Source organism: Nocardia sp. alder85J, assembly GCF_020176955.2.
Classification (GTDB): domain Bacteria; phylum Actinomycetota; class Actinomycetes; order Mycobacteriales; family Mycobacteriaceae; genus Nocardia.
Genome location: NZ_JAIUCZ020000019.1, coordinates 41,041 through 64,606 on the forward strand (window position 1 = coordinate 41,041; position 23,566 = coordinate 64,606).

Genomic DNA, 23,566 nt, shown 5'->3' on the forward strand with positions numbered 1-23,566 from the left:
CGTGGTGGAGCTGAGGAGCCCCGAACCCACCGCGCGGCGTCGAAGCCTGCGGCCGCGGATTCGTCCCGGGCGCGGGTGAGAGGGAACCCGGTGGGAATCCGGGACTGTCCCGCAGCGGTGAACGGGAACGACAGCCGTCATAGGCACTGGGCAACCGCCCGGGAAGCGACGGCCGGTAGGACCAGCCTCGACCGATCGATGTCGGGGTCGTCCCTGCGGGGGCGGTGCCCGTGAGTCCGAAGACCTGCCGGTTGCGCCGGATACGCCGTATCCGGCGGTCGTCACCCCGTGGACAGGGTGGTACGCCGAAGGGAGCCGCGACGTGGCCGCGGCGGTTTCAGTGTGCGCTCGATGGGTGGCGGTCCTTCCCCTGCTGACGATGGAGCACAACAGTGCTGAACGCTGACAGAACCTTCACCGCGACGGTGCTCGGCGCACCGCGCATCGGCCCGCGCCGGCAGCTCAAGCGGGCCGTCGAATCGTATTGGGGCGGGCGCCTCGACGCGGCCGAGTTGCATCGCGTGGCGGCCGGACTGCGGACCGCGCAGCTGACGGCGATGCGCGACGCCGGGCTGGATTCGGTGCCGGTGGGCACCTTCTCCTACTACGACCACGTACTGGACACCGCGGTGCTGCTCGGGGCCCTGCCGCAGCGCGTCCAGGGCATCGCGGACGAACTGGACCGTTACTTCGCCGCCGCGCGCGGCACCGAGACGGTGCCGCCGCTGGAGATGACCAAATGGTTCGCCACCAACTACCACTACCTGGTGCCGGAAATCGGTGCGGACACCAGGTTCTCGCTGCATCCGGACAAACCGCTGGCCGAACTGCGCGAGGCGCTGGCACTGGGTGTGCCGGCCCGGCCGGTGGTCGTCGGGCCGATCACCTTCCTGAAACTGGCCAAGACCACCGACGGGAGCGACGCCCTCGACCGGGTCGGTGACCTCATCCCCCTTTACACGCAGTTGCTGGAACTGCTGGCCGCCGCCGGTGCGTCGTGGGTGCAACTGGACGAGCCGGCGCTGGTCACGGATCTGACCGCGCCGGAACTGGCCGCGGTGGAGACCGCGTACCGCACGCTGGCGGCGGCCACGTCACGGCCTTCCATCCTGGTCGCGAGCTATTTCGGGCGGCTGGGTACCGCGTTGCCGGTGCTGGCCGGGACCGGCGTCGAGGGCATCGCGGTCGATCTGGTGGCCGGTGGCGACGCCGATCTGCCGACTGCCCGGACGCTGACCGGCACCCTGCTGGTCGCTGGTGTCGTCGACGGGCACAACGTGTGGCGCATCGATCCCGATCCGGCGCTGGCCCGGCTGACCGAGCTGCGCGCTGCGGGAGTGCCCGTGGCGGTGTCGAGTTCGTGTTCGCTGCTGCATGTTCCGTACGGTCTCGCCGCCGAGCCCGACCTGGAACCCCGGCTGCGGTCGTGGCTGGCGTTCGGTGCGGAGAAGATCGCCGAGATCCGGCTGCTCGCCACCGCCCTGCACGAGGGGCAGGACGGTGTCGCCGAGCAGCTCGGGGCCGCGCGGACCGCGGTGCGGGATCGCCGCACCGATCCCCGCCTGCACGTCGAACGGGTGCGGGCGCGGCTGGCCGGCCTGGACGCGGCCGACCTCGGCCGGGCCCCCGCCGAGGAGCGGCGCGCGGTGCAGTCGCGACGACTGGGCCTGCCGCTACTGCCGACGACCACCATCGGCTCGTATCCGCAGACCTCTCGCATCCGGCTGGCACGAGCCGCGCTGCGGCGCGGCGAGATCGGCACGGCGGAGTACGACGAGCGGATGCGCGCGGAGATCGCCGAGATGGTCGCGCTCCAGGAGGAGATCGGGCTGGACGTGCTGGTGCACGGCGAGCCCGAACGCAACGACATGGTGCAGTACTTCGCCGAGCAACTGGACGGATTCGCGGCGACCGCCGAGGGCTGGGTGCAGTCCTACGGCACGCGCTGTGTGCGCCCGCCGATCCTGTTCGGCGACATCGTCCGGCCCGCGCCGATGACCGTGGACTGGATCACCTACGCGCAATCGCTGACGCCGAAGCCGGTGAAGGGCATGCTCACCGGGCCGGTCACCATCCTGGCCTGGTCCTTCGTCCGCGACGACCAGCCGCCGGCCGAGACCGCGCGCCAACTCGCGCTGGCCATCCGGGACGAGACGATCGATCTGGAGGCGGCCGGGACGCCGATCATCCAGGTGGATGAGCCGGCGCTGCGGGAACTGCTGCCGCTGCGGCGGGCCGACCAGGCCGGATATCTGGCGTGGGCGGTGGCGGCGTTCCGGCTGGCGACCTCGGGGGTCGCGGACGCCACGCAGGTGCACACCCATCTGTGCTACTCGGAATTCGGTGAGATCATCGGCGCCATCGCCGAACTCGATGCCGACGTCACCTCGATCGAGGCGGCGCGGTCGCACATGGAGGTGCTGGACGACCTCAACGCGGTCGGGTTCGATCTCGGGGTCGGACCGGGTGTGTACGACATCCACTCGCCGCGCGTGCCGAGTGTGGCGGAGATCGCGTCGTCGTTGCGGCTGGCGTTGAAAGCGGTTCCGGCGCAACGACTGTGGGTCAACCCGGATTGCGGGTTGAAGACCCGAGGCGCCACGGAGGTGGTGGCGTCGCTGCGCAATCTGGTGGCGGCGGCCGCGGCGGTGCGGCGGGAGTGAGAGCGCATTCGTGGGCCCCGCCGCGACGGGGCCCACGAATGTGGTTCAGTCGGCGATCACCAGCAGCAGGTCACCGCCGTCGACCTCGTGGGTGGCGCCGATCGCGATCCGGTCGATGGTCCCGGCGCGCGGAGCGGTGATGGCGGCCTCCATCTTCATGGCCTCGATGGTGGCGACGGTGTCGCCCGCGGCGACGCGGTCGCCGACGGTGACGGTCACGGTGACCACTCCGGTGAACGGGACGGCCAGGTGCCGGGGGTCGGCGGGGTCGGCCTTCTCGGCGGCCGGGAGCTGGCTGCGGATGGCTCGGTCGCGCACCACGACCTGGCGGATCTGGCCGTTGAGCAGGCAGGTGACGGTGCGCATGCCGTGGTCGTCGGGTTCGGAGATGGCTTCCAGGCCGATCAGTAGCGTCACACCCTTCTCCAGCTGGACACGATGCTCCTCACCGTGACGCAGACCGTAGAAGAACTGATTCGCCGACAGACCCGAAGTGTCACCGAACTTCTCGCGGTGCGTGAGGAATTCGGCGGTGGGGCCGGGGAACAGCAAGCGGTTCAAGGTTTCTCTGCGCTTCAGGGACGAGTATTCCAGGGCCGTGGCGTCTTCGGTGGTGAGGGTCGTTTCTGGTTTGGCGGGGCCGCGTCCTTCCAGCGCACGAGTCCGGAACGGCTCCGGCCACCCACCCGCCGGAGTACCGAGCTCACCACGCAGGAAACCGATCACCGAATCCGGAATATCGAACCGCGCAGGCTCCGCCGCGAAATCCCCGATATCCACACCACTACCCACCAACGACAACGCCAGATCACCCACCACCTTCGACGACGGCGTCACCTTCACCAACCGGCCCAGCAACCTATCCGCCGCCGCATACTTCGCCTCCACCTCCTCGAACCGGTCACCAAGCCCCAACGCGATCGCCTGCTGCCGCAAATTCGACAACTGACCACCAGGAATCTCATGCCGATACACCCGGCCCGTCGGACCCGGCAAACCCGACTCGAACGGGCCATACACCCTCCGCAACGCCTCCCAATACGGCTCCAGATCACACACACCCTGCAAATCCAAGCCCGTATCGAACCGAGAATGCGCCGCCGCGGCCACAATCGCCGACAACGCCGGCTGACTGGTCGTCCCCGCCATCGGCGCACTGGCACCATCGACAGCATCCGCACCCGCCTGCCACGCCGCCACATACGCCGCCAATTGACCACCAGGCGTGTCATGAGTATGCACATGCACCGGCACATCGAAATTCCGGCGCAACGCCGTCACCAGCGCATGCGCCGCCGGAACCCGCAACAACCCCGCCATATCCTTGATCGCCAGCACATGCGCACCCGCATCCACCACCTGCTCCGCCAGCTTCAGGTAATAGTCGAGCGTATACAGATCCTCACCCGGATCCGACAGATCACCGGTATACGACAACGCCACCTCCGCCACCGCCGTACCCGTCTCCAGCACCGCATCGATCGCCGGACGCATCTGATCCACATTGTTCAACGCATCGAAGATCCGGAAAATATCGACCCCCGTACCGGTAGCCTCCCGGACAAACGCCCGCGTCACCTGCTCCGGATACGGCGTATACCCCACAGTATTACGACCCCGCAACAACATCTGCAAACAAATATTCGGCACCGCCTCCCGCAACGCCGCCAACCGCTCCCACGGATCCTCGAACAAAAACCGCAACGCCACATCATAAGTCGCCCCACCCCAGCACTCCAACGACAACAACCCCGGCGTCAACCGCGCCACATGCCCAGCCACCTGCAACAACCCATTCGTCCGCACCCGCGTCGCCAACAACGACTGATGCGCATCACGAAACGTCGTATCCGTCACCGCCACCGCATCCTGCGCACGCAACGCACGCGCAAAACCCGTGGGCCCCAACTCCTGTAGTCGCTGTTTCGAACCGGCCGGGGCGGCGGTGGTCAGGTCGATCGCGGGGAGTTTATCGTGCGGATACACCGCCGACGGACGCTCGCCGTGCGGCTTGTTCACGGTCATATCCGCCAGATAGCTGAGGATTTTCGAGGCACGGTCGGCCGAGGTGTGGCGGGTGAGCAACTCGGGCCGGTCGTCGATGAAGGAGGTGGTGATCCGCCCGGCTCGGAAGTCCGGGTCGTCCAGCACCGCTTGCAGGAAGCCGATATTGGTCGACAAGCCACGGATGCGAAATTCGGTGACCGCGCGGCGCGCCCGCGCCACCGCGGTGGCAAAATCACGACCACGACAGGTCAGCTTCACCAGCATCGAGTCGAAATGCGGGCCGACCTCCGCACCGACATTGGCCCCGCCGTCCAGCCGCACACCCGCGCCGCCGGGGCTGCGGTACCCGGTGATCCGGCCGGTATCAGGACGGAACCCGTTCGCCGGATCCTCCGTCGTGATCCGGCACTGCAACGCCGCACCCCGAATCCGCACCGACTCCTGACTCAACCCCAGATCCGAAAGCGACTCCCCCGCCGCGATCCGCATCTGCGCCTGCACCAAATCCACATCGGTGATCTCCTCGGTCACCGTATGCTCCACCTGAATCCGCGGATTCATCTCGATGAACACATGATTCCCACGCTCATCCAGCAAAAACTCCACCGTACCCGCACAGCTGTAACCGATCTCACGCGCAAACGCCACCGCATCCGCACACATCCGATCCCGCACCACCGGATCCAGATTCGGCGCCGGCGCCAACTCGATCACCTTCTGATGCCGCCGCTGCAACGAACAATCCCGCTCGAACAAATGCATCACATTCCCCCGACCATCGGCCAGGATCTGCACCTCGACATGCCGCGGATTCACCACCGCCCGCTCCAGGAACACCGTCGGATCCCCGAACGCCGACTCCGCCTCCCGCATCGCCGCCTCCACCGACTCCCGCAAATGCCCACGATCAGACACCCGCCGCATCCCCCGACCACCACCACCCGCGACGGCCTTCACGAACACCGGGAACTCCAACCCCTCCGACGCCACCAGCAACTCCCCCACCACCGCCGACGGCGCACAAGAATCCAGCACCGGCAACCCCGCTACCCGCGCCGCCGCGATCGCCCGCGCCTTGTTCCCCGTCAACTCCAGCACCGACGCCGACGGACCGATGAACGTGATCCCCGCCTCCACACACGCCGCCGCCAGATCCGGATTCTCCGACAAGAACCCATACCCCGGATAAATCGCATCGGCACCGGAATGCCGTGCGGCGGCGATGATCTCGGAGACGGTCAGGTACGCCCGGACCGGGTGGCCCACGGTGCCGATCTGGTACGACTCGTCGGCCTTCAACCGATGCGAGGAGTAGCGATCCTCGTACGGGAACACCGCGACGGTGCCGATACCCAGCTCGTAGGCGGCGCGAAAGGCTCGGATCGCAATTTCGCCGCGATTTGCCACCAGCACTTTACCGAACATGTCTGATCTACCTCGTCTCATCACAGTGGGCGGGGTGTTCCACACCGGAAACGTCAACGGCCCGCACGGGAGTGCGGGCCGTTCGAAGAATGCAGTCGAGAACCGGGTGTGGTCAGGCGACGACAGAACGCTGTGACACACCGATACATTCGCTCAGTGGACGCATCGGCGATCGGATCTACCCGGCACGATGCTGTGGGTGATCCGCCGATGATACGGCTCATCACGAATATCGGAGTGAAGACCTCGATGTCGAACCCAGACAAATAATAGGCCGGGCCGCCCGAAAAGTCGAGATTCTTCCGGATTCCTGTGGTTTCGAACATGATCCGTTCCGGGATCTCGTTGCTCCGCACCCCCGCCGATGGCGTTGCAGCGCCGAAGCCGCACTCCGCGTGGAGGATCGGCGGCCGGGGCCGGGGGCTCCGTCCTCACCGGCTCCTGCCGAGGCTGAAGTCCAGTACCGCGGAATCGAATTCGCCGTACCGGTCGTACTGCACCAGCTCTTCCAGCCGGCCGCGCGACGACATCCGATCGATGAGCTCCGATTGCGTACCCTGCGCGAACATTTCGCGCAGTCCGCGCTCCGCGGCCCCCAGCGCCAGCCGCAGCGTGGTGAGCGGATAGATGACCGCGTTGTAGCCCATGGCCTCCAGCGTGGCCGCCGGGATCAGCTCCGACTTGCCGAACTCGGTCATGTTGGCCAGCAACGGAACCGGGACCGCCGCCCGGAACCGCTCGAATTCGGCGCGGGTGCGCAGCGCCTCGACGAAGATCAGATCGGCCCCGGCGTCGACATACGCCAGCGCCCGCGCCACCGCGGCATCGATGCCCTCGATATCGGCGGCGTCGGTGCGAGCGCAGACCACGAAGTTCGGGTCCCGGCGCGCAGTGACGGCCGCGCGCACTCGCCGCACCATCTCGTCGACCGGCACCACGGCCTTGCCTGCGAGGTGCCCGCAGCGCTTCGGATTCACCTGATCCTCCACGTGACAGCCCGCGATGCCGGCATCCTCCAGCAGGGTCACCGTGCGCGCGGCATTCATCGGCTCACCGAAACCGGTGTCCGCGTCGATCAGCACCGGCAGATCGGTGACCCGGGCGATCTGCCCACCACGCTGGGCGATCTCGGTGAGCGTGGTCAGCCCGATATCCGGCAGCGCCAACTCCGCGGACATCATCGCCCCGGAGACGTACACCCCCTCGAAACCGATCTCCTGGATCAGCCTGGCCACCAACGGATTGAAGGCGCCGGGAAACCGCTGGATCCGGCCGGAGCCGAGTCCAGCCCGGAAGGCGGCACGTTTGTCGGAGGCGGACGTGGCGGCGGCGAGCAGGCCGGTCATCGGAGCAATCCCTTCGGCAGGCACGGCGCTCGAGCGAGCACCTCCCCGGATTCGACCATGCCGCGCGCCGACCGCGCGAAACTTCGTGACGCACCGCTCCCGGGCGAACGGCCGGGCCAGAGCCACGACACAGCGGCTGTGGCTCAGCGGAAGTCGGCGGCGTGGTCGCGGGCCCAGCTGTCGAAGGTCGCCGCGGGGCGGCCCAGCACCTCGAGGGTCGCATCGACATCCCGTTCGGCGGGCAGTCCCGGCACCGTGCCCTGCGTCGCGAGCAGCCGGTCGACCAGGGCGGCGGGCAGTTGGGTGAGCTGCTCGGCACGATAGGTATCGATGTCGACCTGCTCGAGCCGCACCGGCTCGCCGAGTGCGGCGGCGATCGCGGCCACCTGGTCGCGCACGGTCACCGGGCCCGCGCCGAGCACCGGGTAGGCCGCGCCGCGATGCGCGTCGTCCAGCAGCGCCCGCACCGCGACACCGGCGATATCCCGTTCGTGCACCGGGGAACTGGTGGCGTCCGGGAACGCGGTGCGCAGCACGCGATCGGTCCGGATCGACGACCAGCGCAGCGCGTTCGTCGCGAAATAGCCCGGCCGGACGAAGGTTCGGTCCAGCCCGGCCTCGTCGAGGGCCCGCTCGACCACGGCGTGCCGCACCGCGATCGGATTGGCTGCCGCGTCCGGCCACAGCACCGACGCCGACGACACCGGCGCGGGCACCGCCACCGCACAGGGCAACCATGACGATCGCCGCGGCCGACACCATCGACTCGGCGCTGTGGGATGCCGTGCCGACCGGTTCCGGCATCCACCACCGGACCACCGCGGGCGGGCGGTTCAGCGCCCGTCCACGCCGGTGAGGAATACCGGCCAGCCGATCTCGGTGCGCCACTTCGCCGTATCGGCGGTGTCGCGCAGACCGACCAGGTAGTACTCGCGGATGGGTCCGGGGATGCCGAGGGTGTGCCGGGCCACGTAACCCGCGAGGGCCGCGTAGGCGCGATCGGCGCCGTCCGGAGCCCCGCGGTGTACGCCGATCGCCAGTTCGGCCGCGGGCACGGTGACCGGACGCACCCGGCCGACGGGGTGCACCGCCTCCGCGCACGGGACGAAAACCGTTGCTGTGCCACGATGTTCGGTGAACACCTCGTCGGCGTAGATCCCACCCGCCGGGCCCGTGGCGGTCATCCGCTGTGCGGCCACCGTCGCGTGCAACTCGCCGAGCGCGCCCTGCAACCAGGCGGCACTGTCGGCGGCGGCGACGATCTCGGTGATCCCGGCGCCGGACACCTCGGGCACGGAACGCAATTCGACGGCGTCGTCGCCGGATGTGCCGGGCGCCAGCAGATCACGCAGTTCGTCGACGGCCCGCTGGGTGCGGCCGAGTTGTTCCTGTAGCCGGTCCAGATGCGCCACGATCCGCTCGTTGCGGGTGTACGGATCGGGTGTCGCGAGCACCGCCTGGATCTCCTCCAACGGCATGTCCAGCCGCCGGAACCGCCGCACCACCTGGGCGACGGCCAATTGATCGGTGGTGTAGCGCCGATAGCCGGTGTGCGGGTCGACCGCCGCCGGCGCCAGCAGGCCGATCCGGTGGTAGTGCCGCAGCGTCTTGACGGTGAGGTGGCTGGCCCGGGAGAAGTCGCCGATGGACAGGTAGGCGGTCATGCCTGCCATTCTCGGGCCTCCCCCTACAGGAGAGTCCCGCCCGGAATTCCGGTTGACCGTCCGGTGACGGCAGCCGCGAACGTGGTGACAGCGACCCGCCGGGCCGCGGAAAGGATTCCGCCATGACCACCACCAGCCCCACCGACACCATCGTCATCGCCGACCGCTACACCGCCGTGTGGAACGAGCCCGATGCGGCGGCCCGACGCGTGGCCGTCGCCGAACTGTGGACCGCCGACGGCGTCGAGTACGTCGAGGGCAGCAGGTTCACCGGACCCGACGAACTCGATCGACGGGTCGCCCACGCCTACTCCGAATTCGTGGGCAGCGGAAAGTATCTCGCCACCCACGCCGACGATGTCCGCCGCCACGGCGACATCGTCACCTGCACCATCCAGCTGGTCGATCCGACGACCCACGAGATCGCCTGGGCCGCACGCGTTTTCCTGGTCCTCGATGCCGACGGCCGGATCCGCGAAGACTACCAGCTGACCGTCCGGCCACTGCCGGCCGTCTGATCGGCGGCGCTCACGGCCGGTGACCCGCCGTGAGCTCCGCCACGGCTCGCAGTCGCAGGGCCGGCGCATCCGCCGCCGGTTCCTGCGCCGCGGTCGGCCGCAGCAGGAAACCCACATGGTCCCCGAAATCGTCGCGCCGCAGGATCTCACCGGTGAACCAGCCGGTCGCGGTGGCGAGGATCGGCAGCCCGTGCGGCCCCTCCCGCCACTCGCAGTGCTCGAATTTGTCCATCTCCGAACCGGTTTCGGCACCGAACAACTGGGCCAGCGCCACCGCGTCCGTACCGAGCAGATGGACCGCCAGATGACCGGCCCGCAACGCCACCCGATAGGTGTGGTTCTCCTTCGACAGGCAGGCCAGGAACCGCCGCGGCTCGATACTCGCCTGCGTCCCGAAGCCGACCAGGCAACCCGCCCGGTTCCCGTCCGCGACCGTGGTGACGATCCACATCGGCGCGTCGGCCCCCGCGATCACACGATCGAAGGCGCTGTCGGTATCGGGAGCACTGCTCGGCATGAGGACCTTCCGGGACGGCGACGCGGCGCACCCAGGGTAATCGGACAGTCGCGGCTTCGATCGGCATGCGCGCGGGTGTCGGAATACCCGCACCGACTGTTTCCACCGCCGGGAAACGACGGCACCGGACCGATCGGTCCGATCCCGTTGACCAGCAACGATCTTGGATGAACCGACGGGAAACGGAACACTTCCGTTCGGCCACCGGGCGCGCAACGGCCGGATGGGATTGAATGGGGTGTGCGGACCCAGTATCACGAGAACCTGCAGGCCCTCGCCGATTTGTTGCATGCGATGTGCCTGCGCGACCGGGATGTCGTCGCCGCTGCCACCGATGCGCTGCTGACCGCCGACCTGCAGAAGTCCGAGGCCGCGATAGACCTCGGCCAGGAGATCGACGTCATGCACCAGGACGCCGAGCGGGAGGCGGTGCGGCTGCTCGCCCTACAGGCGCCCGTCGCCGGCGAACTGCGGCAGGTGGTCACCGCGATCCAGCTGACCGGCAATCTGAAACGCATGGCCGCACTCGCCACCCACATCGCCGCCGCGGCCCGCCGCCGCCACCCCGAATTCGTGGTGCCGGATCCGGCCCGGCCGGTGATCGCGGGGCTCGGCGCCGCCGCCGTCGCGATCGCCGACAGCGCCGCCGCCGCCCTGGCCTCCGGCGATCCGGAGGCCGCCGCGGGTCTCGACGGGCAGGACGACACCGTCGACCGGCTGCACGAACAGCTGCTGGCCACCGTGCTGGACCCGGACTGGGCCTACGGCATCACCACCGCCGTCGACATCACCCTGCTCGGCCGCTACTACGAACGCTTCGCCGACAACGCGGTGGAGGTGGGCCGCCGTACCATCTTCCTCACCACCGGCGAGACCGCCGACCAATGGATACCCACCGATCGGACCGGCCGCTAGGACTGTCACCGGTACGGTTGGCACCGGTAACCTTTCAAGATGGCAACGAACTCCGTGCCGGAGCGGCGAGGCGAGATCGCTTCCGCGCGTGCCGTGTTCGCTGCCCGTTTGACGGAACTGTATGCCGCGGCCGGTAATCCACCGTTGCATCGGGTCGCGGCCGCCGCCGACGAGCGAGCGCGAGCCGCGCGGCCGGCCGGGCGGCACAGCGGTGTACCGGTGCAGCGCATCAGCGATTGGCGGGCCGGGCGCAACGTCCCCGCCCGCTTCGAGACCTTCGAGCCGGTGCTGCTGACCCTCGTCGACCTGGCCACCGCGAGATCCGGTGCCGTCGCGGCCGAATTGGTGCGGCGCTCGGCATGGATACAGTGCTGGGACGCCGCACGCGCGGAGCCCGATACCGGCGGCGGCCGGCCCCGGCCCGCGGTGAACACGGTGCTGCGCCGCGATGTCGGCGTATTCGTCGGCCGCGAACGGGAATTGGCCGCGATCTTGCGCGCGATGGAGGCCGCGAGCGGTGCGCCGGTCCACACCGTCGACGGCATGGCCGGCGCCGGCAAGACAGCCCTGGCCACCCGCGCGGCGCATCTGCTGGCGGATCGTTTCCCGGACGGCCGGTTCTTCGTCGCGCTCGACGCCCACACTCCCGGGCGGCCGGTCGTCACCGCCTTCGACGCGCTGGGGACGCTGCTGGGCAATCTCGGCATCGATCCCGCGCACATCCCGCCGACGGTCGAGGGCCGCCGCGATCTGTGGCAGGGCTGGGCCGCGAGCCGCCGGGTGCTGCTGATCCTCGACGACGCCCGCGACGCCGCGCAGGTGGAACCGCTGATCCCGGCCGGACCGCACTGCTCGGCCCTGATCACCAGCCGCCGCCGGATGATGGATCTCGATGGCGCCGTGCCGATTTCGCTGGGCAGCCTGGATCCGGCCGAGGCGGCGGACCTGTTCCGGGTCGCCGCGGGCCGGGCCGCGGCCGGCCCGGAGGCCGACGCGGTCGCCACCCTCACCCGGCTGTGCGGGCAGCTGCCGCTGGCGATCGTGCTGCTGGCGGGCCGCCTCGCCCACCACCGGGCCTGGAGTGTCACCGATCTCGCTACGGAGCTCGCCGCCGCCCGGCACCGGCTCGGCGAGTTGCAGGCCGGGGATCGGGCCGTGCGCGCGGCCTTCACCACCTCGTATGCCGACCTGCCGCCCGGTCGCCGGCTGCTGCTGCGCCGCATGAGCCTGCATCCCGGCGCCGATCTGGACGCCTGGGCCGCGGGTGCGCTCACGGACCTGCCGACGGCCGAGAGCCGGCGTGAACTGGATGCGCTGTACACCGACAATCTGGTGCAGGAGACCGCACCGGGCCGCTACCGGCTGCACGATCTGATCCGCGAGTTCGGCCGCGAACTCGCCGAGGCGGATCCGCCTGCGGACAATCGGCGCGCCCTGCACCGGCTGCTGGACTACTACCGTGCCACCGGCGCGGGCGCCGACCGGCGGCTGTCACCACCGCCGCGGCCACCGGCCCGCATCGACGTGGCGGGGACCGACCCGGCGCCGGTCCGGGAATTCGCCGACCAGGCGGCGGCGGTCGGCTGGCTGCGCCTCGAACGCGCCAACCTGTTGTCCTGCGCGGACCACGCGAGCGGTCACGACCCGGCGCGCGCGATCGAGTTGATCGAGGTGCTGGCGGGACTGCTGGAACGCGACGGGCCGTGGCCGCTGGCGCGGCAGCTGTTCCAGCGCACCCACGACCTCGCACAACACCTGAACGACGGCTTCGGCATCGCCACGGCACTGGCCAACCTGGCCCGGATATCCCAGGTCACAGGCGAATTCACCGATGCGGGCGCCGGATATCGGGCGGCGCTGGCCCGGTACCGCGAGATCGGCGACCGCCGCGGGGAAGCGAGCATGCTGACCAATATCGGCATCGCGAGCTGGCGCGACGGCGACCGCATCGGCGCACGCGAGGTGCTCTCGGAGGCGCTGGCCGGCCACCACGCTCTCGGTGATCCGGGTGGTGAGGCCACGACCCTGATCAATCTGGCGATCACAGTGTGGCTGCTCGGCCACCGCGCCACCGCCATGGAGTACTTCCGGACCGCCCTGACCCGCTACCGCCGGATGGCCGAGCTGACCGGTGAGGACTCCACCGGGCTCGACAATCTCGGCATCGGCCGCTGGCTCACGGAGTACGACGCCGACGTGCCGTACTTCTATCTGGAGACGCTCGCCCTCTACCGGGACATCGGCAACCGGCCGGGTGAGGCCAGTGTGCTCACCAATCTGGGTATCGTCCGCCACCGCACCCACCAGTACCGCGAGGCGCTCGCCCTGTTCCGTCAGGCTCTGGCCATCCACCGCGAGATCGGCAGCCGCAACGGCGAAGCCATCGTGTTGCTCAATCTCGCCGTGAGCTACCGGACGTGCGGCGAACGCGCCGAGGCCCACGAGCGATTCGAGGAAGCGCTCACCGCGTTCCGTGAATTGGGTGATCGCCGCGGCGAAGCCGAGGTCCTCACCGAGTTCGGCTTCTTCCTGCACGAAGGCGGCGACACCGGGCAGGCGCTGGCAGCCTTCACCGCCGCTGCCGACCTGGCCCTGCTGACCGGGAACGAGGCCCAGCACGCCCGCGCCCGCAGCGGTCTCGCGCTGTGCGGCGCTCCCTGGGAGATCCCGATGGACGCGGCCACCGGATAACCGGACGGTTACCGGCGATCGACAGTCTGCGCACAGCTCACCCACACCCATCGGCGCTTCCTGGGGTTCGACGTCGTATCGGAGATACGGCTCATGTGATGCGTCGGCACCTGTGAAGGGCCCCGCAATGCGTACCGGCAGAACGCCTCGGCAGCGCCACTCGATCCGCGCGGCCGCCATGCGCGTCCTCGGCCTCGCCTGAGCCTGCCCGCGATCCGTGCCGAGGGCCCGGCCGGACGGTCTGTGGCCTCGCTTCGTCCGATCAGCTGGTGAGGAAACCCGTTACACCACCGGCACATCGGAGCCGACTCGCTCAGGGCGTGGTGGACGCGGCCGGCGTGGACGGCGCCGCGGTGGCGGCATGGGTGATCGGCGCCGGCGTCGGGCCGGTGGACCCGGGGGCCGGCCCGGCCGGACCGGGGGTGGGGCCGGTGGATCCCGGAGTCGGCCCCGTCGAACCGGGGGTCGGCCCGGTCGAACCCGGTGCCGGGCCGGTGGACCCGCCGGTCGGGCCCGAGCTCGGCCCGGCGGAACCGGTCGTGGCCTGTCCGGTCAGCGCGATCGTCACATCCTGCTGGTTGCCGAAGACGTCGGGGACGATGAGCGTGGCCTGGTACGTACCGGGGGCGGTCGGCCGGAAGGTCACCTGGAAGACGCACGTCCCATCGCTTTTCGGCGGGCAGGACGTGGGCGCGGCGGTGAACGCCGGACTGCCCTGGACGTGCGCGGCCGAGATGTCGTCGCAGGCCAGTTGTGTGAACGACACGCTCCTGGGGACCGCCGCGCCGAGCGTGACGGTGCCGAAGTCCTGGCTGTCGGTGATCGGCGGGCAGGACCCGCCACTGCCACCGGCTTCTCCCCCACCGGGATTCGGCACATTTCTCGGCCCCGCGATCGGCGGCGCCTTCACCGAGGCCGAGGTGCTGCTGCTCGGGATCGCAGCGATCGGCGTGGTGACCACCACCGTGGTGGTGTCCAGGGCCAGGACCGTGGTGAGGGGTGCCTGCGAATCGACCGGCGAGGGCTGACCGGCCACGATCGCGGCGCCCGCGACACCGGCCGCCACGACCACCGCCGCGGCCGATCCGATGAGCACCGGATGCGCCGACAACACCGATTGCACGGTCTGCCGCGTCGTATGGGTGGCCGCGGTGTGCGCCGCATGCGCGGTCGCGACCTGCGTGACGCCCACGCCCCCGGCGGCTCCCGCACCGGCGGCGGACACCGCGACCGCCGTCGACAGGACGCGACCGCGGATCTGGTCCTCGTGGCGGAAATAGGCGAGGTCGCCGGCGGAACCCGTTGCGAGGGCGGCCTGTTCGCCCAGCTTCAGCACGCTGTGCCAGGTGCTCCAGCGCAGCGCGAACCCGAACACGGGCGAAACCTTGCGCGCCAGAGCACAGGCGGACTCCTGATCGCCGGATTCGACTGCCGCGCCGAGCACCCGGACCACGATCGGCCCGGCCGCCACGATATCGGCGGGCTTCGCGCTGCGGGTGACCCAATCCAGCAGCGCCCCCGCGTAATCGGCCGGTGTCGCCGACTGCGCGGTCGCCGGCGCCGGATCGGCGGCCAGCGCGAATCCCGCGTCCGAACCGTCCACCAGGCCCAGCGCCGTCAGCTCGGTCAGCACCGTCTCGGCGTCGGCGTCGCCGGTCAGGACCCGGCACAGGCCGATCGGCACCGGCAGCCCCGCCACCGCCCGCAACGCACCCAGGACGCGGTGCGCGCGCTCGTCGAGCCCGGCGATCATGGTGCGCTGCACGATCGCCGGGTCGGCCAGCGCGGTCGCGGCGCCGCCGGTGCGCAGCCAGGCGGCGGCCTGGATCAGCGCCCGGGGGCGACCGGACGCCGCCCGCCACAACCGCCCCACCGCCGCCTCGTCACCGTCGGGCCGATGTCCGAGCTCCCGGGTGAGCAGGACCAGTGCGTAATGTTCGTCGAGACCCTGCAATTCCAGTGATCGCGCCTGGGTCCACGCGATCCGCCGCCGGGTCGACACCACCAGATCGCTCGACGGCACCGCATCGGTCAACTGCGCGAGATCGTCGGCGCCACCCTCGAAGTCGTCCACCACCACCAGCGCCCGGACGGAGCCCATCAGCCGCCGCAACCGGAGCGGATCCGGCAGATAACCCGGTGCGTCGTAACAGGATTGGAACAGTTCCTGCAACAGGTCGGGCACGGCCAGCCCGGCGGCGTGCACGAACACCACATCCCTGCCCGCGGCGGCGCGATCGGCCGCGAACCGGCGCAGCAGCGCCGACTTGCCGACCCCCGCCGAACCACAGACCTCGACCGGGACGCCCTCCTCGACCCACTGCCCCATCAGGGCCAATTCCGTGGCCCGGCCCAGCAACTCGACCCCGACGCGGGGCAGCGGCAGTCCCACCGGACGCACCCGCCGCTCGACCGCCGGGGCCGGGCCCTCGTGTACGACGATCCGGGAGCCCTCGGCATGGATGACGACATTGTGATCGCCGACCACCACCTGGCCGGCGACGCCGCCACCGATATCGACTCGATAGCCGGACTCGAAATCCCCCATGACGCTGCTCCCCTCGATCCCGCGGGCAAAGTCTACCCAGCGGACAGCAGACTCACAGGTGATACCCAGACAGCGCCCGTGACACTTCCGCCCCGCCGCCGCGAAACCGCCTGCGACCGGCGATGATCCGCCACGGACGAGCGATCGGAGGCTCCACGGAAGCGAAAGGGCCCTTGATGTTCGGCGTCGGCCGCCCGTCACGGCCTGTTCGTCCGGCAGGGGTATGACAGCACGGATTTCCGTGACAGGATGTGCGTGCCAGGTTGCTTGCGACCGAGACAGAGGAGCGGCAATGCGCTGGGTGTGGTTGGTCGTCGGAGTGGTGCTGGTACTGCTGGGCGCGTTGTGGACGTGCCAGGGCCTGAACCTGCTGGGACAGACCGGTGGTATGAACGGCCAGTCGATCTGGGCCGTCATCGGCCTGATCGTGGTGGTGGTCGGCCTGGTGGTGGCGTTCGCCGGTCGGCGGCGCCGCCGATAGCCTGCGCGGCTACCCGACCCGCACCGAGATCGCCGGGTAGCCGGAGGCCCCGTCGGGCACGGTCCCCCGGTTCTCGGCGGTCTGCACGACGCCGGTGCCGTCGGTGGCGCGCGCACGGACCGTGTGCTTCCCCGGTGTGGCGTCCCATCGGTAGACCCACTGCCGCCAGGTGTCGATCGAGTACTCGGCCGACAGCTCGGCGGGTTTCCAGTCCCCGTCGTCGATCTGGACCTCGACGGCCGTCACGCCGCGATGCTGCGCCCAGGCGATCCCGGCGACCGCGACCGGCCCCGGTGCCAGCGCCGCCGCCGATTTCGGGACATCGATCCTGGCCTCGGTCTTGATCGGCCCCGACACGGCCCAGCCGCGCCGGGCCCAATACCCCCGGGCCCGATCGAATCTCGTCACTTCCAGATCGACCACCCATTTGGTGGCCGACAGATATCCGTACAACCCCGGCACCACCAGCCGCGCCGGAAACCCGTGCGGCACCGGCAGCGGTTCGCCGTTCATCCCGATCGCCAGCATCGCATCGCGCCCATCGGTCAACGCCGCCAACGGAGTTCCGGCGGTGAAGTCGTCGACACTGGTGGACAGCACCATATCCGCGCCCGGCCGCACCCCCGCCTCCGCCAGCAGATCCGCGACCCGATACCCGAGCCACCGCGCGGTGCCGATCAGGTTGCCGCCGACGGGATTCGACACACAGGTCATGGTCATCACCCGTTCGATCGGCCGCCGCGCGGCCAGATCCGCGTAGGACAGCGTGATCTCACGGTCGACCATGCCGTGGATACGCAACATCCAGTCGCCGGTCGACAGCTGCGGCACGCTCAGCGCCGTATCCACCCGGTAGAAGCCGGAATTCGAGGTGACGAACGAGGGCAGCCCCGGCACCGGCGCCTCGACGGCCGCGGGCACCGGCGCCGCGGGTTCGGCCGGCGCGGGCAGCCGCACCGCCGCCCGATCACCGGACACGTCACCGGCCCGCAGCGCGAGCAGCCGCCCGGCCACCCCGCCGGCCAGCGCCAGCGCCCCTACCCCGGCCAGCTCGCCGAGGAACCGCCGCCGCCCCCGTCGCGCCGATTCCACCGGTACAGCGGGCTTCTCGCCGTCGGAGACCACCACCGCATCGGCATGCCGGACCAGCCACCGCAACACCAGCAGCCCACAGCCGCAACCGATCACGGTGGGCAATGCCGCGGTCCACCCCGCGTGCGCGCGAGTACAGGCGGCGACCACACCCACCACACCGAAGACGACGAACAGCGCCGACCCGTACGGCCGCCCCCGCCGCTCCCAGCTGCCCCCCGCCGCCGCTACACCGACCGCGACCAGGATCATCACCACGTACAGCACCAGCTTGTCGTTGGTGCCGAACGTCCCGATGACCCACTCCCGCAACCCCTGCGGCGTGTTGTCGACCACCGCGGAACCCACGGCGTCCAGCGGTGCGCTGTTCGGCCCTACCGGGACCGACACCAACTCGGCCACCCCGAGAATCGTCCCGGCCGATACGATTCCCAGCGCTACGCGCAGACCGGTCACGATCACCGAGCCTACCGGCACCCCGACCCGGCGCGCGCGTCGCGCGGCGCCGGCCGGCCGCAGGCGGGTACGCCCCGGATCAGCGCCCGAACCGGACGGGCACCCGAGCCGGCCCGGTGCGGAGGCGGGACCACACCCGGCCGGGTGGTGAACGGGTACCGTCGGCACATGGCCGGATATTCGGGCACGCCGCTGGCCCGCAAGCTCGGCGTGAAATCCGAGAGCCGGGTGCTGCTCGGCCGCGCACCGGCGGGATTCACCGTGGACGGACTCCCCGCCGCCGCGGTCGTCCATCGGCGGGCGAGTGGCGGCGGCTACGACGTCATCGTCGGTTTCTGCTCCGACCACCGCACCCTGGACGGCGCCTTCGAGGGCTGGCGCTCCCGGCTGGCCCCGGCCGGTGGGCTGTGGATCGCCTGGCCCAAACGCTCCAGCGGAACGGCCACCGACCTCGACGACGGCGCGGTCCGCGAATTCGGGCTGGCCGCGGGCCTGGTCGACAACAAGGTGTGCGCGATCGACTCGACCTGGTCGGCGTTGCGATTCGTCGTCCGGGTCGCCGACCGCACCCGCTGACCGGCGGTCGCGGAATCAACGGCCCCGGTGTCGGTGTTCCTTCGTACAGTGAGGACGCTGACTCGCCGAACACCTACGAACGGGGACCGATGGCCGAGCAACTGACGATGATGGCCGTACACGCCCATCCGGACGATGAAGTCATCGGCACCGGCGGGATTTTCGCGCAATACGCCACGGAAGGCATCCGGACGGTCCTGGTGACCTGCACCAACGGCGAACAGGGCGATGCGCCCGGCGGCATCAAGCCCGGCGAGCCGGGCCACGACGAGAGCGCGGTGCGGGCACAGCGACTCGTCGAACTCCGGGAGTCGGCGGCGCTGCTGGGTATCGAGCACGTCGAACTGCTCGGCTACCGCGATTCGGGCATGGACGGCTGGGAGGCCAACCGGCACCCCGGCGCCTTCAGCAACATCCCCGTCGAGCAGGCGGCCGCACGGCTGGCCGAGCTGATGCGGCAGTATCGCCCCCAGGTGGTGGTCACCTACGACGAGAACGGCAACTACGGCCACCCCGACCACATCCAGGCCAACCGCATCGCGCTGGCCGCGGCCGCGGCCACGGACATCCCGGACAAGCTCTACTACACCGCGATTCCGCGCGAGAGCTCCCGCGAACTGTTCGCCGATCTCCAGGCCAAGGGTGTCGTCGACTTCGTGCCCCCGGAGGATTTCGGCACCCCGATGGCTCTGATCACCACGGTCGTCGACGTTTCCACCCATGTGCAGCGCAAGATCAAGGCACTCGAGGCGCACGGCAGCCAGAGCGACAGCGTGCCGTTCCTGCGGATGCCCTCCGAACTGGAGCAGCAGATCCTCGGCGCCGAGAACTTCGTCCGCCACTTCTCCCGGATCCCCGCCGCGCCCACCCCGGAGACCGACCTCTTCGCCGGCCTGCGCTGACCCGAATCCCGAACGGCCCGTGCCGATCTCACGCGGACGGGTCGGCCGCGGCGAGTTCGGCCGGTTGCCCGGCCAGTGATGCCGTGCCCGAGCAGGCGGGCCTGCTCCTCGGTGTCCGGGAACAGCGGGAAGGCGGCGGCGGTCACGGCGTAGGGCTCACATCCGTGGCCAGGATATCTGTCAGCACATCGACGGCACCGAGCCGAGCCGCCAGGTCGGCGGGTACCCCGTGGCCGGCCGCGGTCCGCACCGGATCCCGGTAGGCGACCTCGGTCCGGCCGGCGTCGTCCCAGATCAGTACCGACAGCGGCAGATCCAGCGCGGCCGCCGGTACCGCCGCCATCACCGGCGTACCGGCCCGGGGATCACCGAAGACCACCAGCACGGTGTCCCGCAATGTCAGACCCGCCCCGCGTGCGGCCGCCGCCTGGTCGATGACGGCGAAGACCGTCACCCCACGTTCCGCCAGCAGGGCCAGCAGGCGCTCGACGGTGGCGGCGACCGTGCCCGGCGCGGTCTTCCTGATGATCGTCATCGTCGACTTCTCTCGCAGCGGGATGTTCTCGTGCCGAATTATCAACGGCCACAGCCGAATAATCGAGTCCAGAGCCTGTCCGCAGCGATCGGACCACCCGGCCGCACCGGTGTGACCCTTTGGGGTGGGTCACAATTCGAGTGGCAATCGGTTGGCAAGCGCCCACAGATGCGGCCCGGCACGTGCGGGCGGGGCTGTCCACAGTGACTAGGGTGGACAAGTTCGTTCGAGCCGAGGAGAACGGTGAAAGCCCTACTGGCCATTGTAGTTACCGTGCTTGTCAGCCCCATGATACTGCTGGCCGAGCAACCCGCCACCGCACAACCACCCGATACCCCGCCGCCGGTGGCACCAGACAATCCGGGTCCGTCGCCGCTGCAACAGTGGATCGACAACACCATCCCCCCGCTGCCGTCGGCGGCGCAGGACCCCGCCGCCGCGCAGACGGCCCTGTGGAAGGGCATCCTGTCCCCACCCACCGGAGATGCGGCCTTCGACGGCTGGCCCGGGGATCTCGACACCCTCCAGCCCGGCCAGATCATCGAGACCCGTGACGTCACGGCCACCACCGCGCTCCGGATGCCGACACCGATCCGGCAGTCGCAACTGTTGAAGTTCCGGTCCACCTCGGCGTCGGGCACGCCGTCGTTCGGCACCGCCACCCTGATCACTCCGGCGGCCGCGTGGACCGGGCCGGGTCCGCAACCGGTGGAGGTGATCGCCTTGCCGATCAACGCCCTCGGCGCGCACTGCACCCCGGGTTACCAGTTCTCACACGGCCTGCTGGACAACCCCAGCACCGACCTCGTGGTGTTCCTGCCGTCCATCTGGTGGGCCCTCGCACAGGGCCACGCGGTGCTGGTGCCCGATCACGAAGGCCCGCTGATGGCGTACGCGGAGCCGAATGTCGCGGGTCACGTGATGCTCGACTCGATCCGCGCCACCCGGGCGCTGGGCTCGGACCAGTTCGGCGACAGCCACTTCGTGATGAGCGGTTACTCGGGCGGGGCCATCGCCTCGTACGCGGCGGCGATGCTGCTGCGCGAATACGCGCCCGAGCTGGCGGATGTCGTGGTGGGGGCGGCCGCCGGCGGCGTGGTCACCGATAATCGGGATGTCGCCCACCGCTTCAACGGCAACATCTCCTCCGGCATCCTGCTGTCGGTCGCGCTGGCCGTGGCGCGGGAACATCCGGAGATGTTGCCGTACATGAACCATCTCGCGCAGTGGGTGGGAACCTCACCGTTGAAGGACATCTGCGGTGACGCCGACGGGCCGCTGGGCGTCGTCGGATTCCCGATGGACGTCGTCGCGAATGTCGGTGACTCCCTGAACACTCCGATCGCCAACCAGATGTTCGACAAGCTGAATCTCGGCGACCGCACCTCGGCCGTCCCGCTGTACATCTACCACGGGGTGTGGGATCCGTGGATCCCGCTGGAGGACGCCCAGCGGACCGCGCGGGAGCAGTGCAGCCGCGGCGTACCGGCCGTGTTCCGGGAGGTGCTCGGCGAACACCTGACCGGCTACGTCACCGGCTCCCCCGGGCTGGACGACTGGATCCTCGCGCGACTGCGCGGCGAACCGGCGCCCACCGACTGCTGAGCGACACCTGTCGCGAGTGCGCCCCCGCTCACCCTTGGGTTCACACGGCCGTCGTGGCGGGGGCGCACTCGTCTTCGACTGCGGGTCAGGCACATTCGTTCGGTGCGGGCTCACCGCGCAACCGGGCGTCGATCCAGTCGATGGATCCACCGGCGCCGTTGAGCATCGCGGAGACGTGTTCGCCGGGCACCGTGCGGAATTCCGCGGTGACACCGCGGGCGCACTGCTCCCGGTACATCTGCTGCGGGCCCTGGATCGGGATCCAGAAATCGCCGACGCCGTGGTAGATGTACAGCGGCACACCCGAAGTCCGTCCGGTCAGGTCCGTGCGGCGCTGAATCTCGTCGGAGATACCGCTTTCCAGCGGATGATCGATGTTCGCCGCCACCTCCATCGGAATACCCACCGCGCCGAGCGGCCCGTCGGCGTCGCCGCAGATGTTCTTCAGCGGTGAGGTTCCCACCCACTGCGCGAGATGGTTCATGTACGGCAGCATGTCGGGATGTTCCCGGGCCATCGCCAGCGTCACCGACAGCAGGATCCCGGAGGCGCTGTGCCCGTTGAACACATGCGCCACCGCGCCGTAATCGGTCACCAATCCACCGATCGAGGCTCCCACCAGCACATTCGCCAGATCCGGGGCGTATTCGGGCAGCAGCATCGCCGTGGCGTACGAAGCGATCGCGCCGCCGGAGTAGCCGGTGACCGCGAAACGGCTGTCGCCGAACTGGTCCGGGGCCAGCGACCGGATCGCGCGGATCGAGTCGAGGGTCACGTGCCCGGCCACGGTCGGCTCGGCGTACGCCATCAGCGGGCCCTCGTGATCGGGCAGCAGGATGGTGTGCCCCTTGTTCAGCGCCGTGGCCACGCCCGGCAGGAACACGTTGATGGCGTTGTTGTCACGGACGCCGTGCGCGATCGTGTAGCCCGGCGTGCAGCGCATCCCGAGCGCGTTGATCGGCAGCGTGTCCACCTCCACCGGCCGCGGACCCGGACCGGCCCACGCGGCGGCGGGCTCGAGCAGCGTGGCGGTGCCGAACTCCGGCGTCCCCGACGCCGACGTGCTCCGGAACTTCACCAGTCTCGCCCGCGCGATCGGCGCGTCGAACAACGACGCCGCGACCGCGGTGACGTCGCGTGTCTCGATGACGTGGCCGGGATCCAGCCGGTCCAGGCCCTGCGGCCAGGCGTCGAAAGTCGGATCCGCGGTCGGGGACGACAGAATCGCCTGCCACAGCGCCTCTTGCGCCGCGGCCGGGTGCTGGGGCGCCGGCACCAGTGGCGGCGCCGGAATGGTGTGGTCGATCCACTGTTGCAGTGGCGACGGGCCCGCGTCGCCGGGTGCGACCGGTGCGGGAATATCGGGTGGTTGTGCGGTAGCGGGTTGCTCGGCCAGCAGCATCATTGGGCTGACAAGCACGGTAACCAGAATTGCCAGTAGGGCTTTCACCGTTCTCCTCGGCTCGAACGAACTCGTCCCACCCTAGCCACTGCCGGAAATCGCGCCCGAACTCGTTCCAGGGGCGCTCACAGGCATCCCTGGGCCACTCACTCGAATTCGGGTCGCCGGCCACCGGATTCGACCTCCCCCGAACGCCGCGGACCCCTGATCCCCCGCATTCGCC

The 23,566-nt window shown here is 69.9% G+C and carries 17 protein-coding genes, 1 pseudogene and 1 riboswitch; of the genes and pseudogenes, 8 read left to right on the forward strand and 10 right to left on the reverse strand.

Translation table 11 applies throughout. The features are described from left to right. Positions 1–43: 43 nt before the first annotated feature. A riboswitch (cobalamin riboswitch) is annotated at positions 44–267 on the forward strand. A gap of 125 nt (positions 268–392) precedes the next feature. After that, complete coding sequence (gene metE / locus LBW94_RS42645; RefSeq protein ID WP_225060316.1) at positions 393–2,663, forward strand: 5-methyltetrahydropteroyltriglutamate--homocysteine S-methyltransferase; 2,271 nt, start codon at positions 393–395, stop codon at positions 2,661–2,663. A gap of 45 nt (positions 2,664–2,708) precedes the next feature. Here metE and LBW94_RS42650 read toward each other — a convergent pair whose 3' ends face one another. The 5 genes and pseudogenes from LBW94_RS42650 to LBW94_RS42670 form a co-directional block, all read right to left on the reverse strand. Beyond that, the gene (locus LBW94_RS42650; RefSeq protein ID WP_266273503.1) at positions 2,709–6,095 is read right to left on the reverse strand and encodes a pyruvate carboxylase; all 3,387 of its coding nucleotides are present in this window, start codon (positions 6,093–6,095) and stop codon (positions 2,709–2,711) included. A gap of 205 nt (positions 6,096–6,300) precedes the next feature. Then, positions 6,301–6,421 (reverse strand): annotated as a pseudogene (locus tag LBW94_RS42655) (citrate/2-methylcitrate synthase); the annotation flags it as partial. Positions 6,422–6,526: 105 nt separating this feature from the next. Then, positions 6,527–7,441 carry a methylisocitrate lyase gene (gene prpB, locus LBW94_RS42660; protein WP_225062370.1) on the reverse strand — a complete coding sequence of 305 codons (915 nt, stop codon included), beginning with the start codon at positions 7,439–7,441 and terminating at the stop codon, positions 6,527–6,529. Between the two features lie 143 nt (positions 7,442–7,584). Next, positions 7,585–8,163 carry a hypothetical protein gene (locus LBW94_RS42665; protein ID WP_225062371.1) on the reverse strand — a complete coding sequence of 193 codons (579 nt, stop codon included), beginning with the start codon at positions 8,161–8,163 and terminating at the stop codon, positions 7,585–7,587. A gap of 111 nt (positions 8,164–8,274) precedes the next feature. Further along, entirely contained in the window at positions 8,275–9,105 is an 831-nt protein-coding gene (locus tag LBW94_RS42670; protein ID WP_225062372.1) for a MerR family transcriptional regulator, read from the reverse strand. Between the two features lie 122 nt (positions 9,106–9,227). Between LBW94_RS42670 and LBW94_RS42675 the strand changes: the two genes are divergently transcribed. Continuing rightward, a complete protein-coding gene (locus LBW94_RS42675; protein WP_225062373.1) occupies positions 9,228–9,623 on the forward strand; it encodes a hypothetical protein in 396 nt (131 codons plus the stop codon). A 10-nt stretch (positions 9,624–9,633) separates the two neighbouring features. Here the strand turns inward: LBW94_RS42675 and LBW94_RS42680 are convergent, their stop codons facing one another. Then, positions 9,634–10,140, reverse strand: a complete 507-nt coding sequence (locus tag LBW94_RS42680; protein ID WP_225062374.1) for a flavin reductase family protein — start codon at positions 10,138–10,140, stop codon at positions 9,634–9,636. Between the two features lie 240 nt (positions 10,141–10,380). Between LBW94_RS42680 and LBW94_RS42685 the strand changes: the two genes are divergently transcribed. Together LBW94_RS42685 and LBW94_RS42690 are read left to right on the forward strand one after the other, a co-directional pair. After that, positions 10,381–11,055, forward strand: a complete 675-nt coding sequence (locus LBW94_RS42685; RefSeq protein ID WP_225062375.1) for a phosphate signaling complex PhoU family protein — start codon at positions 10,381–10,383, stop codon at positions 11,053–11,055. A 39-nt stretch (positions 11,056–11,094) separates the two neighbouring features. Continuing rightward, positions 11,095–13,746 (forward strand): tetratricopeptide repeat protein, encoded by a 2,652-nt coding sequence (locus tag LBW94_RS42690; protein WP_225062376.1) that lies wholly within the window; start codon positions 11,095–11,097, stop codon positions 13,744–13,746. 313 nt (positions 13,747–14,059) lie between these two features. Here the strand turns inward: LBW94_RS42690 and LBW94_RS42695 are convergent, their stop codons facing one another. Beyond that, positions 14,060–16,294: a hypothetical protein gene (locus tag LBW94_RS42695; RefSeq protein WP_225062377.1), complete on the reverse strand. Its 2,235-nt coding sequence runs from the start codon at positions 16,292–16,294 to the stop codon at positions 14,060–14,062. Between the two features lie 292 nt (positions 16,295–16,586). On the opposite strand from LBW94_RS42695, the gene LBW94_RS42700 reads away from it, so the two are divergent. Beyond that, positions 16,587–16,775, forward strand: coding sequence for an LPXTG cell wall anchor domain-containing protein (locus tag LBW94_RS42700; protein ID WP_225062378.1), 189 nt, complete (start codon positions 16,587–16,589; stop codon positions 16,773–16,775). 9 nt (positions 16,776–16,784) lie between these two features. On the opposite strand, the gene LBW94_RS42705 is transcribed toward LBW94_RS42700, so the two are convergent. After that, on the reverse strand, positions 16,785–18,323 hold the full coding sequence (locus LBW94_RS42705; protein WP_225062379.1) for a molybdopterin-dependent oxidoreductase: 1,539 nt from the start codon (positions 18,321–18,323) through the stop codon (positions 16,785–16,787). Between the two features lie 168 nt (positions 18,324–18,491). On the opposite strand from LBW94_RS42705, the gene LBW94_RS42710 reads away from it, so the two are divergent. Both LBW94_RS42710 and LBW94_RS42715 read left to right on the forward strand, forming a co-directional pair. Beyond that, positions 18,492–18,899 carry a DUF3052 domain-containing protein gene (locus LBW94_RS42710; protein WP_225062380.1) on the forward strand — a complete coding sequence of 136 codons (408 nt, stop codon included), beginning with the start codon at positions 18,492–18,494 and terminating at the stop codon, positions 18,897–18,899. Positions 18,900–18,988: 89 nt separating this feature from the next. Next, on the forward strand, positions 18,989–19,801 hold the full coding sequence (locus LBW94_RS42715; protein ID WP_225062381.1) for a PIG-L family deacetylase: 813 nt from the start codon (positions 18,989–18,991) through the stop codon (positions 19,799–19,801). Between the two features lie 142 nt (positions 19,802–19,943). Here the strand turns inward: LBW94_RS42715 and LBW94_RS42720 are convergent, their stop codons facing one another. Continuing rightward, positions 19,944–20,336 carry a DUF302 domain-containing protein gene (locus tag LBW94_RS42720; protein WP_225062382.1) on the reverse strand — a complete coding sequence of 131 codons (393 nt, stop codon included), beginning with the start codon at positions 20,334–20,336 and terminating at the stop codon, positions 19,944–19,946. Positions 20,337–20,624: 288 nt separating this feature from the next. Here LBW94_RS42720 and LBW94_RS42725 point away from each other — a divergent pair, with 288 nt between their 5' ends. After that, positions 20,625–21,941, forward strand: a complete 1,317-nt coding sequence (locus tag LBW94_RS42725) for a lipase family protein (protein WP_225062383.1) — start codon at positions 20,625–20,627, stop codon at positions 21,939–21,941. An 85-nt stretch (positions 21,942–22,026) separates the two neighbouring features. Here the strand turns inward: LBW94_RS42725 and LBW94_RS42730 are convergent, their stop codons facing one another. Next, entirely contained in the window at positions 22,027–23,361 is a 1,335-nt protein-coding gene (locus LBW94_RS42730) for a lipase family protein (protein ID WP_225062384.1), read from the reverse strand. Positions 23,362–23,566: the final 205 nt, after the last annotated feature.

Bases quoted from the DNA above. Each gene is read 5' to 3' on its own strand.
- LBW94_RS42650 (WP_266273503.1), bottom strand. From the start codon at position 6,095: ATGTTCGGTAAAGTGCTGGTGGCAAATCGCGGCGAAATTGCGATCCGA.
- prpB (WP_225062370.1), bottom strand. From the start codon at position 7,441: ATGACCGGCCTGCTCGCCGCCGCCACGTCCGCCTCCGACAAACGTGCC.
- LBW94_RS42670 (WP_225062372.1), bottom strand. From the start codon at position 9,105: ATGACCGCCTACCTGTCCATCGGCGACTTCTCCCGGGCCAGCCACCTC.
- LBW94_RS42675 (WP_225062373.1), top strand. From the start codon at position 9,228: ATGACCACCACCAGCCCCACCGACACCATCGTCATCGCCGACCGCTAC.
- LBW94_RS42680 (WP_225062374.1), bottom strand. From the start codon at position 10,140: ATGCCGAGCAGTGCTCCCGATACCGACAGCGCCTTCGATCGTGTGATC.
- LBW94_RS42690 (WP_225062376.1), top strand. From the start codon at position 11,095: ATGGCAACGAACTCCGTGCCGGAGCGGCGAGGCGAGATCGCTTCCGCG.
- LBW94_RS42695 (WP_225062377.1), bottom strand. From the start codon at position 16,294: ATGGGGGATTTCGAGTCCGGCTATCGAGTCGATATCGGTGGCGGCGTC.
- LBW94_RS42700 (WP_225062378.1), top strand. From the start codon at position 16,587: ATGCGCTGGGTGTGGTTGGTCGTCGGAGTGGTGCTGGTACTGCTGGGC.
- LBW94_RS42710 (WP_225062380.1), top strand. From the start codon at position 18,492: ATGGCCGGATATTCGGGCACGCCGCTGGCCCGCAAGCTCGGCGTGAAA.
- LBW94_RS42715 (WP_225062381.1), top strand. From the start codon at position 18,989: ATGGCCGAGCAACTGACGATGATGGCCGTACACGCCCATCCGGACGAT.
- LBW94_RS42720 (WP_225062382.1), bottom strand. From the start codon at position 20,336: ATGACGATCATCAGGAAGACCGCGCCGGGCACGGTCGCCGCCACCGTC.
- LBW94_RS42725 (WP_225062383.1), top strand. From the start codon at position 20,625: ATGATACTGCTGGCCGAGCAACCCGCCACCGCACAACCACCCGATACC.